At 58.3% G+C, this 14,841-nt stretch carries 12 protein-coding genes; all 12 read left to right on the top strand.

Annotated features, from left to right (window positions below):
- Positions 1–6 precede the first annotated feature (6 nt).
- From ABDK75_RS05280 to ftsZ, 12 genes are read left to right on the top strand one after another with little or no spacing between them, the layout of a single operon-like run.
- The gene (locus ABDK75_RS05280; protein ID WP_346005154.1) at positions 7–1,458 is read left to right on the top strand and encodes a UDP-N-acetylmuramoyl-L-alanyl-D-glutamate--2,6-diaminopimelate ligase; all 1,452 of its coding nucleotides are present in this window, start codon (positions 7–9) and stop codon (positions 1,456–1,458) included.
- Positions 1,455–2,831: a UDP-N-acetylmuramoyl-tripeptide--D-alanyl-D-alanine ligase gene (gene murF, locus ABDK75_RS05275; RefSeq protein ID WP_346005153.1), complete on the top strand. Its 1,377-nt coding sequence runs from the start codon at positions 1,455–1,457 to the stop codon at positions 2,829–2,831. The genes ABDK75_RS05280 and murF overlap by 4 nt, the downstream gene beginning before the upstream one ends.
- Positions 2,831–3,922 (top strand): phospho-N-acetylmuramoyl-pentapeptide-transferase, encoded by a 1,092-nt coding sequence (gene mraY, locus ABDK75_RS05270; RefSeq protein ID WP_064273099.1) that lies wholly within the window; start codon positions 2,831–2,833, stop codon positions 3,920–3,922. Before murF ends, mraY begins: the two co-directional genes overlap by 1 nt.
- Positions 3,919–5,265 (top strand): UDP-N-acetylmuramoyl-L-alanine--D-glutamate ligase, encoded by a 1,347-nt coding sequence (gene murD / locus ABDK75_RS05265; protein WP_346005152.1) that lies wholly within the window; start codon positions 3,919–3,921, stop codon positions 5,263–5,265. The genes mraY and murD overlap by 4 nt, the downstream gene beginning before the upstream one ends.
- 5 nt (positions 5,266–5,270) lie before the next feature.
- The gene (locus ABDK75_RS05260; RefSeq protein ID WP_086633620.1) at positions 5,271–6,464 is read left to right on the top strand and encodes an FtsW/RodA/SpoVE family cell cycle protein; all 1,194 of its coding nucleotides are present in this window, start codon (positions 5,271–5,273) and stop codon (positions 6,462–6,464) included.
- Positions 6,461–7,558: an undecaprenyldiphospho-muramoylpentapeptide beta-N-acetylglucosaminyltransferase gene (gene murG, locus ABDK75_RS05255; RefSeq protein WP_346005151.1), complete on the top strand. Its 1,098-nt coding sequence runs from the start codon at positions 6,461–6,463 to the stop codon at positions 7,556–7,558. Before ABDK75_RS05260 ends, murG begins: the two co-directional genes overlap by 4 nt.
- 41 nt (positions 7,559–7,599) lie before the next feature.
- Entirely contained in the window at positions 7,600–9,036 is a 1,437-nt protein-coding gene (gene murC, locus ABDK75_RS05250) for a UDP-N-acetylmuramate--L-alanine ligase (RefSeq protein WP_046901369.1), read from the top strand.
- Positions 9,033–9,947, top strand: coding sequence for a UDP-N-acetylmuramate dehydrogenase (murB, locus tag ABDK75_RS05245; protein ID WP_346005150.1), 915 nt, complete (start codon positions 9,033–9,035; stop codon positions 9,945–9,947). The genes murC and murB overlap by 4 nt, the downstream gene beginning before the upstream one ends.
- On the top strand, positions 9,944–10,855 hold the full coding sequence (locus ABDK75_RS05240; RefSeq protein ID WP_346005149.1) for a D-alanine--D-alanine ligase: 912 nt from the start codon (positions 9,944–9,946) through the stop codon (positions 10,853–10,855). The genes murB and ABDK75_RS05240 overlap by 4 nt, the downstream gene beginning before the upstream one ends.
- The gene (locus tag ABDK75_RS05235) at positions 10,855–11,799 is read left to right on the top strand and encodes a cell division protein FtsQ/DivIB (RefSeq protein ID WP_346005148.1); all 945 of its coding nucleotides are present in this window, start codon (positions 10,855–10,857) and stop codon (positions 11,797–11,799) included. Before ABDK75_RS05240 ends, ABDK75_RS05235 begins: the two co-directional genes overlap by 1 nt.
- A complete protein-coding gene (ftsA, locus tag ABDK75_RS05230; protein WP_046901366.1) occupies positions 11,796–13,193 on the top strand; it encodes a cell division protein FtsA in 1,398 nt (465 codons plus the stop codon). Before ABDK75_RS05235 ends, ftsA begins: the two co-directional genes overlap by 4 nt.
- Before the next feature lie 58 nt (positions 13,194–13,251).
- Complete coding sequence (gene ftsZ, locus ABDK75_RS05225; protein ID WP_346005147.1) at positions 13,252–14,796, top strand: cell division protein FtsZ; 1,545 nt, start codon at positions 13,252–13,254, stop codon at positions 14,794–14,796.
- Positions 14,797–14,841: the final 45 nt, after the last annotated feature.

The raw sequence follows: 14,841 nt of genomic DNA, 5'->3' as shown, positions 1-14,841 counted from the left end.
CTGCCCATGCGTCTCTCTGAACTCCTCCGGCAGAATGGTCCCGTTCTGTCGCCTTCCGTTGACCCTGAAATCTGCGCGGTCACAGCAGACAGCAGACAGGTCCGGCCGGGCACTCTGTTTTTCGCTCTTCGTGGCGCAAAACAGGACGGAGCAGCTTTCATCCCACAAGCGGTCGCGAATGGTGCGGCTGCCGTTATTGCTGATCATCCGGCGCAAGCAGATATTCCTGTTCTGCTCACCCCTGATGCCAAGCGCCTGCTCGCGTTGACTGCTGTAACTCTTGCTGGTCCGCAGCCGACCTGTATTGCCGCGGTCACGGGAACAAACGGCAAAAGCAGCACTGCAGAGTTTCTCCGCCAGATCTGGACGCTTCAGGGCTTTAAAGCCGCCAGCCTTGGAACGCTTGGACTGATCGCTAACGTTGACGTCCCGCCCCCACCGTCGCTCACAACGCCCGATCCCGTGTCTTTGGCTAAAACGCTTGCCTCTTTGGCACAATATGGTGTGGATCATGTTGCGCTTGAAGCATCCTCACACGGACTGGAACAGCATCGCCTCGATGGCGTGGAACTGAACGCAGCGGGCTTCTCAAACCTGACGCGTGACCATCTGGATTACCACGGCACGATTTCAGCTTATCGTGAAGCCAAGCTGCGTCTCTTTGAAGATCTTTTGCCGGCAGGTGGCATCGCTGCGGTCAATGCGGATATGGATCCGGAGACATTCAACGCCCTGAAGGCATTAGCAGCCCAGCGCGGTATGACACTTCGTACAGTGGGCAAGACAGGCACGGCCCTACGCCTCCTTGAAACCACTCCCACTCCGACCGGTCAGATCGTTCGGCTCTCCCTCTATGGAGAAGAGCTTCCGGAAATGACTTTGGCATTACCTGGCCTGTTCCAGGCTGATAATGCCATGCTGGCAGCCGCGATGTGCTGGCAGGATGAAAGCGAAGCACGAAGCGTTGTCGAATACCTGCCGCAATTGACCGGTGTCCGCGGACGATGTGAGCGTGCAGCTGAGCTCTCCAATGGAGCAGCCGCCTACGTCGATTATGCCCACACGCCGGATGCACTGGAACGCGTTCTCGCCAGCCTCCGTCCACACACTCAGGGACGGCTGGTCGTTGTGTTTGGTGCGGGCGGAGATCGCGATCGTGGCAAGCGCCCATTGATGGGCGAAGTTGCAGCGCGCATGGCGGACCTGGCGATTGTCACAGACGATAATCCGCGCACGGAAGATCCGCAGAGTATTCGTTCCGCCATTCATGCAGCCTGCCCGGAAGCACACGAAATCGGGGACCGGAGGTCTGCGATCGCCGCAGGGTTGGACGCGCTTCAGCCGGGGGACATTCTGGTTGTTGCTGGCAAAGGTCATGAACAGGGACAGATTGTTGGTGAAACCGTTCTTCCGTTCGATGACCGCAGCGTTATCCGTGAACTCGCAGGTGCAGCATGAGCGTTCTCTGGACATCCGAAGAGCTTCGTGATGCGACAAATGGCCGCCTTGAAGCCGACGTTTCCGTCACCGGAATTTCCATTGATACGCGGACACTGAAATCTGGCGACCTGTTCATCGCACTTAAGGGCGATGCCAGTGATGGCCATGCTCACATTACGCAAGCCCTCGACGCCGGGGCAGCGTGTGTAATGGTGCATGACACCAGAGGCTTGACGGATCCACGCCTTCTGATCGTTGCCGATACGATGGCGGGTCTGGAAGCACTGGGACGCTTCGCACGCGCGCGGTTCGACGGGAAAGTCGTTGCGATTACTGGCAGCGTTGGCAAGACCACGACGAAAGACATGCTCCGCACCGCACTTTCTGCGCTCGGGCCGACACATGCTGCCATTGCCTCATACAATAATCACTGGGGCGTGCCGCTCACCTTAGCGCGCCTCCCCCGCGACGCACGTTTTTGCGTGAGTGAGATTGGAATGAACCATGTGGGGGAAATTGCCCCGTTGGCTGCGCAGGTTCGTCCGGATGTTGGGATCATTACCACTATCGGAACAGCACATCTGGGCCACATGGGAAGCGTGGAAGAAATCGCGCGTGAAAAATCCCAGCTCTTCAGCGCATTAGCACCACATGGGACGGCTATTGCTCCGGACGATGCTGTGGGGCAAGACCTGTTTCAGGCAGCTCTCCCTGACCATGCATCTCTTTGGTCAAGTGGCTTTTCTGCTGCCGCCCAAGTCCGGTTAGAAAACCTGGTCTGCACCGCGGAAGGCAGCACTTTTACCCTGACATTCCCTAATGCGCCGAGCGTGTCCGTCAGATTAACAGCTCCCGGCCGACATCTGGCGCGAAACGCCGCGCTGGCTCTCGGAGCTGTCGCAGCCCTTGGCGAAAATGTGCCGAATGCGGCTAAAGCGTTGACCGGGTTTGTTCCAGGAGCAGGCCGCGGACAGATACGTACTGTGCTGAACGGCGTGCAGTTGCTTGATGAAAGCTACAATGCCTCCACGACCAGCATTCGTTCGGCGCTAGAGACTCTCTCGCTTCTTCCCGCCAAACGGCGCGTGGTCGCTCTGGGAGACATCCGTGAACTTGGCGAATTCGCAGAGGCAGAACATCGTTCTCTGGCGGATGCCGTAATTGCAGCAGATGCACTGGCTTTCTGCTGTGGCACCCACATGCACGCGCTTTACGAAGCTCTTCCCGAAACCGTGCGGGGTGGTTACGCCCCGGACGCGTCTTCCCTCGCTCCCCTTCTGTGTGATGCTCTTCGCCCCGGTGACCTTCTGCTTGTCAAAGGCAGTTTGGGCAGCCGGATGCGCGATGTCATTGCGGCCCTCGATAACGCTTCCAACCCGGTCTCTGCCTAATGCTGTTCAATCTCGTCGCCTCTCATGCCTCATCGCATGGCGGGTTCTTCAACCTCTTCCATTATCTGACGTTCCGCTCGGGTTGTGCGTGCCTGACGGCGCTGGTGATCTCGCTGGCGCTTGGCAACCCTTTCATTGCACAGCTCAAACGGATCCAGCGTGAAGGGCAACCTATCCGCACGCTTGGTCCGGAACGGCATATTCTGGAAAAGGCTGGCACGCCAACGATGGGCGGGATGCTGATCCTGATCGCGCTGTTCTCCGCGACGCTGTTGTGGGCAGACCTGACAAACGGTTTCGTCTGGGCCGTTATGCTCACAACTGCCGCATTCGGTGCCGTTGGCTTTGCAGACGACTATCTGAAGCTCTCCCGCCGGAATACGAAAGGTGTGTCCAAGCGTGTGCGGCTGGGATGTGAGTTTGCAGCCTCTCTCATCGCAGGCATCTGGCTCCAGCATCTGACGCCACCGGAACTCCGTAATGCCGTCGCGTTCCCCTTCGTGAAGGATATCCTCCTTCCGCTCGGTTATGCCTTCCCACTTTTTGCCATGATTACGATCACAGGCTTCGGCAATGCCGTGAACTTCACCGATGGCCTGGATGGTCTGGCAATTGTTCCAGTCGTAATTGCAGCGCTCGTCTTTGCGCTGATTGCCTATCTCGTCGGCAATCATGTTTTTGCTGATTACCTCCAGCTTCATCCTGTTCCGGGCACCGGAGAACTGGCTGTGTTCTGTGCCGCACTGATTGGAGCGGGGCTTGGCTTCCTGTGGTTCAATGCGCCCCCGGCTGCCGTTTTTATGGGTGATACAGGCTCCCTGTCCCTCGGCGGCGCACTGGGTGCCGTTGCTGTTGCCGTCAAGCATGAACTTGTTCTGTGCATTGTTGGCGGTGTGTTTGTCGCAGAAACGCTCTCCGTTGTGATCCAGATTTTCTGGTTCAAGCGTACAGGCCGGCGTGTGTTCCTCATGGCACCGTTGCACCATCACTTTGAAAAGAAGGGCTGGCAGGAACCGAAGATCGTCGTACGATTCTGGATTGTCTCCATTGTTCTGGGGCTGTGTGGTCTGGCCACGCTGAAATTGAGATGACAGGCTTTCCGACAGATCTTCTCGCAGGTGAGCGCTATGCGGTTTGCGGCCTTGGTCGTAACGGTGCGGCCGTAGTCAACGCGTTGCTGAACATGGGTGCCGAGGTTCAGGCATGGGATGATAATGCCCCGTCTCTGCCCCCTCATGAGCGACTGACACTTGCACCACTGACAGACCTTTCCGGCATGACAGCGCTCGTCCTGTCTCCTGGTATTCCGCATATTCTGCCTAAGCCGCATCCAGTGGCCGAACTGGCTCGCGCTCAGAATGTGCAGATCCTGTCAGATGCAGAACTGCTTTATCGCAATGTTCGCAAAGCCGGATCCAAAGCGCGTTTTGCAGCCATAACCGGTACTAACGGAAAATCCACAACAACAGCTCTGCTGGCGCATTTGCTGCAATCTGCCGGAGTTCCCTGTGTCGCGGGCGGCAATCTGGGCACTGCGTCTCTGGCACTACCTCTTCTGGCTGATACCGGCGTTTACGTTATTGAGATGTCGTCATACATGCTGGAACGGCTGGATCAGTTCCACGCTGCAACTGCCTGCCTGTTGAACATCACACCGGACCATCTTGATCGTCATGGAGACATGGATGGCTATGCGGCAGCGAAAGCGCATGTCTTCGACAACATGACGTCTGAAGATCTGGCGGCCATCGGAGAAGACGATCCATGGTGCCTGACGATCGCGGAGAAAATTTCGTCACGAGGAATTCCCGTCACGACGCTGGCGCCGGATGCGGTTCCATCCTTCGACGGCCCTGCACTCCCCGGACGGCACAACCGTCAGAACGTCGCCGCGGCTTGGGCGATGGCAAAGCATCTTGGTTTGAGCGACACGGCTATTCGTGATGGATTGGCCTCATTTCCCGGTCTGGCACATCGGCTGCAAAAGGTAGCCGAGCGGGATGGTGTGGCGTTCATCAACGATAGCAAAGCAACTAATGCCGAAGCTGCGTCCAAGGCGCTTGGGTCCTACGACCGTGTGATGTGGATTGCAGGGGGAACGGCTAAAGCGGGCGGCATCGAAATGCTTGTCCCATGGTTTGACCGCATTGCTCACGCGTTCCTCATTGGGCGAGACGCCGCTGTTCTTGCTGCAACACTTCAAGCCAGTGGCGTTCCCTACACGATGTGTGACACGCTGGATCGCGCAGTGCCCGCAGCGTTTGACGCAGCCTTAACGGGTGGGGTCAGAACCGTTCTTCTGTCTCCCGCCTGTGCAAGTTTTGATCAGTTTCGCAGTTTTGAGGATCGTGGGTCACACTTTCTCCAGATTTGCGATAATATTGTGAAATCAGGCCATTCGGGCGAAATGCTCAAAGCAGAACAGGAAGGTTGACGGTCATGGCGGGCTCCTCCCGTGTCGATTCATCGGCAATCGCCCGCTGGTGGCGCAATACCGACCGGGTCACGCTCGCCTGTGTCGGAATTCTGATCGGCCTGGGTTACGTGCTGATGCTCGCGGCCAGCCCTGCCGTGGCTTCGAGAATTGGCGCGTCCCGCAACATGTTCATCCTCAAGCAGGTGATCTTCCTGGCACTGGCTGGGGCGATCGTACTTGGTGTGTCTTATCTTTCGCGAGCGGGCGTCAAAAAGCTGGCCTTTATCGGGGGTATTCTTGCCCTCGCCGCCACAGCCATGACACTGGTGCACGGGATGGAGATCAAAGGCGCGCGCCGCTGGATCGCCCTGCCCATGATGTCCGTGCAGCCTTCAGAATTTCTAAAGCCCTGCTTTGCCGTCATGACGGGCTGGCTCCTCTCCGCACGCCGGACGGTCGTTTTGCGGGGGAACATAGCGTTCCCCGGAATGCTGATCGCCTTCGCATGCTTTGGCGTCATTCTGGCGCTCCTCAAATCCCAGCCGGACATTGGAATGTTGTCCGTCATCACCATGGTTTTCATGACGCAGCTCTTCGTCGACGGACTGCGTCTGTATTGGGTAGGGCTTTGTGTTGCAGGCATGATTGGTGCGTTCGGCATGGCGTTCGTCATGTTCCCGCACGTTCGCTCCCGTGTTGAGCGGTTCCTGCATCCGGACGTTGGCGATCACTATCAGATCGACACGGCGCTTCGTGCTTTCGGAAATGGGGGTCTGCTCGGACGTGGGCCGGGTGAAGGACGCGTCAAGGATCTGCTGCCTGATGCTCATGCCGACTTTGTTTTCGCCGTTGCCGGCGAAGAGTACGGCCTGTTGCTCTGCTTCGGCATTATCACCGTGTTCGGCATTATCGTTCTCCGCACCCTGCTGAAGCTTATGCGGGAAGAAGATCCTTTTGTGATTGTCTCTGCGGCAGGCCTGGTGACAGGGTTTGGGCTACAGGCTTTCGTCAACATGGGGTCAACACTTCACCTCATCCCAACAAAGGGCATGACGCTGCCATTCATCTCGTATGGTGGGAGTTCGGCCATGTCCATTGCTCTGACCATGGGAATGGTCCTTGCCCTGACGCGCCATCACGTTGGCCCGGGCAAGATTGCCCAGCGTGTCGCCACCCCTTACACCCCCGGTTCCCTTCTTGAGAGAAACACCCCATGAAACGTCCGATTGTCGTTGCTGCCGGTGGAACCGGAGGGCATTTTTTCCCGGCTGAAGCTGTTGCAACCGTTCTGGCAGAACGTGGGCATGATCTTGTTCTCATGACGGACGCCAGGCATGGACGGCGTGAGACCGGCCTGTTCAAGGATCGACCTCAGTATGTGCTGGACGGCGCAGGCGTGGCTGGCAAAGGCCTGGGGGGGAAGGTGCGTGGTATCACTGCACTTTTCCGAGGCATGCTCGAAGCACGCCAGGTCCTCAAAACACTCGATGCCGCCGCTGTTGTCGGGTTTGGAGGATATCCATCCATTCCGCCGCTTCTGGCCTCTCGCATGTTGCCAAAATCGCAGCGTCCGGAAATGGTTATTCACGAAGGAAACGCGGTTCTCGGGCAGGCAAACGCCTTTCTGTCGCGCTTTTCTCCGCTCATCGCCACGTCTTATGACAGCGTTGCGCGCCTCCCACAGGGCGCCCGCATCACTTTGACGGGCATGCCTGTTCGGGCCGGGATCGAAGCCCTGTTCGGGCAACCCTATACCGCCCCGACAGAGACTGTTCGGCTCCTGGTCTGGGGTGGCTCTCTCGGTGCCCGCGTATTTTCAGATATTGTGCCACAGGCTCTGGCTACCCTGCCGGTTGGCTTCCGCACACGTCTGCATGTCACGCAACAGGTTCGTGCGAAAGACACCGATCGCGTTCGTGCCATCTATGAAGATGCTGGTATTGCGGTTGAGGTTGAACCTTTTTTCAACGATGTTCCCGAACGACTGAAATCAGCCCATCTGGTTATTGGTCGCGCAGGCGGATCTTCTGTCGCGGAACTGGCGATGGCCGGACTGCCATCCATTCTTGTACCCCTGCCCATTGCTGCCTCTGACGAACAGGGCGCGAACGGCAAAGCATTACAGGATGCTGGAGCGGCCTGGATGGTTCGTCAGCCGGATTTCACATCTGCCGCTCTTACAGCTCTTGTCGCTGACCTGATTACCCATCCTGAGCGTCTGTCCGCTGCGGCCGAAGCTGCACGTCAGTTTGCTCGCCCTCATGCTGCCGCAAAGGTAGCAGACCTGATCGAAGCTGGCCTTCGGTCCTGATCATCTCTTTTTTACCCTATTACCTCAAGAGTACCTGCCCCATGCGCGCCCTGCCCCTGAACATCGGAACCATTCATTTCGTCGGTATCGGCGGTATCGGAATGTCCGGCATTGCAGAAGTCCTGCACATGCTGGGCTACCGGGTTCAGGGTTCAGATATTGCGGAAAGCTCGAATGTTCAGCGTCTGCGACACGCTGGCATCCAGATCCACATCGGACATGATGCCTCCAATCTGGGTGACGCCCAGGTTGTCGTGACCTCTACAGCCGTCAAGAAAGACAACCCTGAGGTTGTTGCGGCGAGAGCGAAGCTGATCCCGGTCGTTCGTCGTGCGGAAATGCTGGCAGAACTGATGCGTCTGCGCTGGTCTGTCGCGATCGGCGGTACACACGGCAAGACCACGACGACAAGCCTCGTGGCGTGTGTCCTGGAGCATGCGAAGCTGGACCCGACCGTCATCAATGGCGGCATCATCGAGGCATACGGCACCAACACCCGTATGGGCTCCGGTGACTGGATGGTTGTTGAGGCCGACGAAAGCGACGGATCATTCCTTCGTCTGCCTGCGGTCATTGCGGTCATCACGAACATGGACCCCGAGCATCTGGATCACTGGGGTACGGAAGAAGCCATGCAGGCGGGCTATGACCAGTTCGTCTCCAACATTCCGTTCTATGGCTTTGCAGTCCTGTGCGTGGATCATCCGCAGGTTCAGCAGATGATCCCGCGCCTGTCCGATCACCGCATCATCACCTACGGTTTCAGCCCGCAAGCCGATGTTCGCGCTGAGAAGGTCGTGATGGACAAGCGTGGCGCAACATTCGAGGTTGTGGTCACGAACCGCGCCCGCAACCGCACGCGTCGTGCCGGTCCGTTCCGCCTGCCAATGCTCGGGCATCATAACGTTCTGAACTCTCTGGCAGCCATCGCGGTGGCGCTGGAAATGGAAATCAGTGATTCCGTCATCGCCTCCGGCTTGGCGTCCTTCAAGGGCGTAAAGCGTCGTTTCACGCGGACGGGTGAATTCAATGGCGTGTCGATCATTGACGATTATGGTCATCATCCGGTCGAGATTGCTGCTGTCCTGAAAGCTGCACGTCAGGCAGGCGCAAAGAACGTCATCGCCGTGGTGCAGCCGCATCGCTATTCCCGCCTGAAAGGCCTGTTCGGCGAATTCTGCACCTGCATGAACGATGCTGACACCGTTATCGTGGCTGACGTGTATGCGGCTGGTGAAAGCCCGATTGAAGGCGCAGATCGTGATGCTCTGGTCGAAGGCCTGCGGGATCGTGGACATCGGTCTGTCGTGCCATTGCCCTCACCTGAACTTCTTCCTGAAATGGTGAATGCGATCGCAAAGCCCGGCGACTATGTGGTCTGCCTCGGTGCCGGAACAATCACCCAGTGGGCACAGACCCTTCCGCAAGAACTGGAAGCTCTGAACACCAAGAGCCCGGCGCCGGAAAGCGCTGTATGAGCGACAAATTTCCAGTTCAGGGCCTTCGCGGACGTCTGACGGCCAATGCCCCGCTGGGAGCCCGCGCCTGGTTCCGCACCGGCGGCCCGGCTGACTGGCTGTTCGTGCCAGAAGACGCAGATGATCTGGCTGATCTGCTGCGGAACCGCCCCGTCGACATGCCCCTGACAGTTCTGGGCGCATGCTCAAATGTCATCATTCGCGATGGTGGTATTGAAGGCGTGGTAGTCCGGCTGGCCCGTGGTTTCTCGGACATTGAAGTCCAGGCTGACGGCCTGGTAGTGGGTGCCGCGGCTCTGGATGTCACGGTGGCAGAGCACAGTGCGGCAGCAGGACTGGCTGGACTGGAATTTCTTGTCGGCATTCCCGGGTCCATTGGCGGGGCTGTGCGCATGAATGCTGGCGCTTATGGTTCGGACATCAATGCCGTTCTCGATTGGGCGGATATTCTCACGTCAGATGGCGAGTTGCGTCGCCTCACCTGTGAAGAACTGGGCTTTGCGTACCGTCATTCGGACTTACCGGAAGGTGCTATTGTCATCCGGGCCAGACTGCGTGGCACACCCGACGCACCAGACGCCATTCGGGAACGCCTTGCAGAAATTCGTGCCTCTCGCGAAGCGTCCCAGCCTGTTCGTGCCCGCACTGGTGGCTCAACGTTTCGTAACCCGGAGGGTCACAAAGCCTGGGCGCTGATTGATGAAGCAGGTTGCCGTGGCCTGACGCTGGGTGGCGCTCAGGTCAGTGAGAAGCATTGCAACTTTCTGCTGAACATTGGTGATGCCAGTAGCGAACAGCTTGAAACGCTTGGGGAAACTGTTCGCAAGAAAGTTCTGGACCATAGCGGGATTGACCTGCACTGGGAGATCAGACGCATTGGTCGTCATGACGTAGGAGAGAAGACAGTATGAAGGTCGCAGTTTTATATGGCGGTACGTCCAGCGAGCGACCTGTCAGCCTTGTCAGTGGCAATGCAGCCATCTCTGCCCTGCGCGAGAAAGGGCATGAGGTAACGCCAGTCGATGTCGGCGCCGATATTGCCGTCACCATTCAGGCTCTAAAAGCGGCCGCCCCTGACGTCGTCTTCAATGCATTGCATGGTCCCAAAGGCGAAGATGGCGCCATTCAGGGTGTGCTGGAATGGATGGGACTTCCTTACACACACTCCGGCATCCGCGCCTCTGCTGTCGCAATGGACAAGGGAGCAACCCGCATGCTGCTCGCGGCAGCGGGGCTTCCCATTGCGGAAGGCCGTGTCATCACGCCTGAAGAACTGGCAGAAGCAGACCCGCTGCCCGTTCCGTACGTTGTGAAGCCTGTTGCGGAAGGATCGTCGGTCGGCGTTGAAATCATCCGCCAAGGTGACAACCGTCGTGCCGAAATCGCGAAAAACTGGCGCTTCGGCAAAGAAGCTCTTGTTGAAGCCTTCGTGCCTGGCCGTGAACTGACGGCGGGGGTGATGGGTGATCGCGCTCTGGCTGTAACAGACATTCTACCTGCCGAAACGGCTGCATTCTACGATTTCGAAGCAAAGTACAAAGCTGGTGGCTCCAGGCACGTCGTCCCAGCAGAGCTGCCAAAAAGCGTGACGGAGCGTGCACTGGATTATGCTCTGCGCGCTCATCAGATTTTGGGATGTTCTGGCGCCAGCAGAACGGATTTCCGCTACGATGACGAGACTGACACGCTGATCGTTCTCGAGGTTAACACGCAGCCCGGCATGACCCCGACCTCACTGCTGCCGGAACAGGCTGCGTATTGCGGCATCTCCTATCCGGATCTTTGTGACTGGCTGGTTCAGGAGGCACTGACCCGCTGATGCGCAGGGACTCCCGCCCTCAGGAACCCGATTTCCGACGTGACCCGGCTTTCCGCCCGGCGCCGATGCCGCCTTACGAAGACCGGCCGTCACGGACGAAACTGTTCCTGCGCCGTCAACGGAAACTGATTCGCCCAGGAATCGTATTCCTTGTCGTGGTCGGACTGGGAGGAGTAGGAGCGCGCCTCCTGTATGACGCAGCGTCGGAGGAGCGTTTTGCTCCGCTAAGAGCCAAACTTGTGGCTATGGAGCCGCTGCCTATTCGACACGTCATCATCAATGGTCGCGGCATGACCAGCGAAGTATCAATTTACGAAGCACTGGGAACGAGCACTGGTCACCCAATTTTTGGTTTTTCTGTCGAAGCCGCACGCCAGCGCATTGATGAACTTCCCTTCGTGGATCATGCGACCGTCGAGCGGCGGATGCCGGATACGATCATCATTAACCTGACCGAACGTACACCCATCGCCGTCTGGCAAACGCATGGGCATTTTTCGCTCATTAATCAGGCCGGTGAAGAAGTTCCCGATCAGGGCATGACAGGCAAGAATGCTCAGGCATTCCTCCAGTTACCGCTTGTCGTTGGCGATGGTGCCAATACTGCCGCGTCCGTCGTCATTGACGCTTTAGCCAAACAGCCCGATGTCAAATCCCGTGTGACGGCTCTCATTCGTGTGGGAAACAGGCGCTGGAATGTGACCCTGAAAGACGGGACAACTGTCATGCTCCCCGAAGGCGAAGAGGCCGCAGCGTTTGCACGTCTCGCGCAATACCAGACAAGCATGAACCTGCTGGATCGTCCTGTCGTCTCGATTGACATGCGCCTTCCAGATCGCATGGTCATTCATCAGACACCTGCGCCCACACCTCCTCCTGACGCGCCCAAAACAGACTCACCCGCCCCTCCTTCTGACAGCAGCCAGACGACACAGCAGCCATGACCGATCTTACACCAACGTCCGATCTTCCGGCCTTTCGCCGCCGGGGTGGTCTGCGGGGCCGGTCCCTGATCCCTGTGGGCGGCGAACGCGAAGTTGCGCTGAACCGCGCATCACGTGAAATCCTGCCGCTGCCTCCGGAAGAGACATCCAAACCTCGCGTCTGGCGCAATGGCGTTTTCGGTGCGCTGGATATCGGCACAACGAAAATGACCTGCCTTATTGGCAAGGGTGAGCCGGATGGTTCCATTCAGGTTCTGGGTTATGGCTGGCGGCGCTCCCACGGCATTCGATCTGGGTCGATCGTTGATATTCGTGAAGCCGAAGCTGCCATTCGCGCCACCGTTGGCCAGGCGGAGGAAGCCGCAGAGCGACGTATGGACTCACTGGTCGTCAATCTGTCCTGCGGTCATCCCCGAAGCCGATTGATCGATGCCCACATGCCCATCGGTGGCCGTGAAGTGACGGATGGAGATGTTCAGCGCCTGATCACGGACGGTCAGGCCCGTGCATGGTCAGAAGGTCGGGACGTCATCCATACCCTTCCCATCGGGTATGTCGTTGACTCCATGCCTGGCATTGCTGATCCGCGTGGACATCAGTGTGAACAGCTGGCGACGAAACTGCACGTTGTTGACATGAACTCCAGTGCTCTCCGCACACTGGATACCGTTCTTCAGCATTCAGAGCTCAAACTCGACGGACTGGTTTCCAGCCCCTTTGCCTCTGGCGTTGCCGTGCTGGCTGACGAAGAACGTGATTTAGGCGTTACCGTCGTGGAAATGGGAGGCGGAACCACCTCTCTCGCAGTTTTCTGTGAAGGCCGACTGATCCATACGGCACAAATCCCTGTCGGCGGCCTCCATGTTACCCGTGATATTGCGGGCGTTCTTTCGACGTCTCTGGAAACTGCAGAGCGCCTGAAAACCATGTATGGTGCGGCACAGCTCGGGTCCGACGATCAACGCGAAATCCTGTCCGTACCCCTCATTGGGGAAGGCCGGGACCGTTTGGCCCGTATTCCGCGCTCGAAAGTGATCTCCGTTATTCAGCCTCGCGTTGAAGAGACACTTGAACTTGTGCGCCATGCTCTGGACAATGCAGGTCTGGGGCGTCTCGCCAACGGGCGTGTCGTTCTGACAGGCGGAGCTTCCCTGATGGAAGGCATCGTGCCTGTCGCAACACGCATTCTTGCCCGGCCGGTTCGCATGGGCAAACCGCTAAACGTTCATGGCCTGCCGGAGACTGCTGCAGCTTCGGCCGGTTTTTCCACCGCTGCGGGGCTTCTGGCCTGGGCAGCGGGCGCAGATCGGGACTTTGGGGACATTTCAACCCCGGAACCTCGATCTGGCAGCCTTCTGAAACGTCTCGTGGGGTTCATCCGCGACCGTGGATGAGCTACACAGAAAATAACGCCCTTTTTTCCGTTGCTTCATCGCAGTTCCGGACCTGATCATGACTTTGAACCTTACCCCGACCCCGAACTCTCACGTTGAACTGGCCCCGCGCATTACCGTCGTCGGTGTTGGTGGTGGTGGCACGAATGCCGTCAACAACATGATCGATTCGGAGCTCAAGGGCGTCGAGTTCGTTGTTGCCAACACGGATGCGCAGCAGCTCGCCCACTCCAAGGCTGAACGCCGTGTCCAGCTTGGCCCCCATCTGACACGCGGCCTCGGCGCAGGCGCAAAGCCGGAAATCGGCCGCGAAGCTGCCGAAGAAGCTGCACAGGAAATCGAGCGTCAGCTCGAAGGGGCAAATCTGGTCTTCATCACAGCCGGTATGGGCGGTGGTACAGGTACGGGTGCGGCTCCGGTTATCGCGCGCATGGCCCGTGAACGTGGCGTTCTGACAGTTGGTGTGGTGTCGAAGCCCTTCAACTTTGAAGGTCGTCGCCGCACGCTGGCTGCTGAATCCGGTATTGCCGAGCTTCAAAAGCACGTCGACACCCTGATTGTTATTCCGAACCAGAACCTGTTCAATTCCGCGAACCAGAACACGACGTTCCGTGAAGCCTTTAAAATGGCTGACAACGTCCTGAACATGGGTGTTCGCGGCATTACGGACCTGATGGTCTCTCCGGGCCTCATCAATCTCGACTTTGCGGACGTGAAGGCCGTGATGGAAGAGATGGGCAAGGCCATGATGGGTACCGGTGAAGCCACCACGGAAGATGACGGTGAAGATCGCGCCGTTGCCGCTGCCGAGCGCGCCATTTCCAACCCACTGCTTGAGGATGCGTCCATGGCTGGCGCCCGCGGTCTGCTGATCAACATCACAGGTGGCGAAGATCTGACACTTTACGAAGTGAACGCAGCTGCGGACCGTATTCGTGAAGAAGTTGCCGAAGAAGCCAACATCATCTTTGGTGCTCTGATCGATGAAAACATGAACGGACGTATTCGCGTGTCCGTTGTGGCAACGGGCATCGACACCCAGTCCAGAAATGATCCGGGCAACACAGAAACCGCTCCTGCGTCGCCTCCTCAGCAGGCCCCATCTGCCTCGGCCCCACGTGATACGTCTGCTCAAAGCCGCCAGGCACCCCAGACGTTTCAGCCGGGATCAACCTACGCAGGTGGGCCGCCACGCCCGAACTTTAACCTTGACCCGAACGCGTCACAGCAGCCTGCATCGCCCCCACCGGCAGCAGAAAGCCCGGTTGCACCACTGCCGCATGCGGCCCCTCAGCAGCCGCACGTCGCAGCCCCGCAGGACGATGCAGCGCCGCGCTCCCCTCGCGCTGGCCTGTTTTCCGAGCCGCCGCGTGCACCAGCTCCAGAAGCCCCACGCAGCATTTTCGGTCTCATGACAGGCGCTTTCCGGAGCCGTCCGGCTCCGCAGCAAGCAGCTCCCCAAGCCCCGCGCACGGAGCAGAACAGCCGTGACACACATCAGCAGACGGATCATCATAACCCCTCCGACCAGCGCCATAACCAAGCGCCGTCTGACGGTAGCGATGATTCCACGCTCGATATCCCGACCTATCTTCGTCGCTGAATAAGCAAACTGCTTTCCTGTAAAATCTTGCGCATCGCAGGAAAA

This window comes from Gluconobacter sp. OJA (genome assembly GCF_039638325.1).
Taxonomy (GTDB): domain Bacteria; phylum Pseudomonadota; class Alphaproteobacteria; order Acetobacterales; family Acetobacteraceae; genus Gluconobacter; species Gluconobacter cerinus.
The sequence above is the reverse complement of the archived record's forward strand: the minus strand, read 5'-3'. Positions and strand labels throughout refer to the sequence as shown.

What these genes read in the sequence shown, in the direction of transcription:
- ABDK75_RS05280 (WP_346005154.1), top strand. Translation starts at nt 7, where the DNA reads ATGCGTCTCTCTGAACTCCTCCGGCAGAATGGTCCCGTTCTGTCGCCT.
- murF (WP_346005153.1), top strand. Translation starts at nt 1,455, where the DNA reads ATGAGCGTTCTCTGGACATCCGAAGAGCTTCGTGATGCGACAAATGGC.
- mraY (WP_064273099.1), top strand. Translation starts at nt 2,831, where the DNA reads ATGCTGTTCAATCTCGTCGCCTCTCATGCCTCATCGCATGGCGGGTTC.
- murD (WP_346005152.1), top strand. Translation starts at nt 3,919, where the DNA reads ATGACAGGCTTTCCGACAGATCTTCTCGCAGGTGAGCGCTATGCGGTT.
- ABDK75_RS05260 (WP_086633620.1), top strand. Translation starts at nt 5,271, where the DNA reads ATGGCGGGCTCCTCCCGTGTCGATTCATCGGCAATCGCCCGCTGGTGG.
- murG (WP_346005151.1), top strand. Translation starts at nt 6,461, where the DNA reads ATGAAACGTCCGATTGTCGTTGCTGCCGGTGGAACCGGAGGGCATTTT.
- murC (WP_046901369.1), top strand. Translation starts at nt 7,600, where the DNA reads ATGCGCGCCCTGCCCCTGAACATCGGAACCATTCATTTCGTCGGTATC.
- murB (WP_346005150.1), top strand. Translation starts at nt 9,033, where the DNA reads ATGAGCGACAAATTTCCAGTTCAGGGCCTTCGCGGACGTCTGACGGCC.
- ABDK75_RS05240 (WP_346005149.1), top strand. Translation starts at nt 9,944, where the DNA reads ATGAAGGTCGCAGTTTTATATGGCGGTACGTCCAGCGAGCGACCTGTC.
- ABDK75_RS05235 (WP_346005148.1), top strand. Translation starts at nt 10,855, where the DNA reads ATGCGCAGGGACTCCCGCCCTCAGGAACCCGATTTCCGACGTGACCCG.
- ftsA (WP_046901366.1), top strand. Translation starts at nt 11,796, where the DNA reads ATGACCGATCTTACACCAACGTCCGATCTTCCGGCCTTTCGCCGCCGG.
- ftsZ (WP_346005147.1), top strand. Translation starts at nt 13,252, where the DNA reads ATGACTTTGAACCTTACCCCGACCCCGAACTCTCACGTTGAACTGGCC.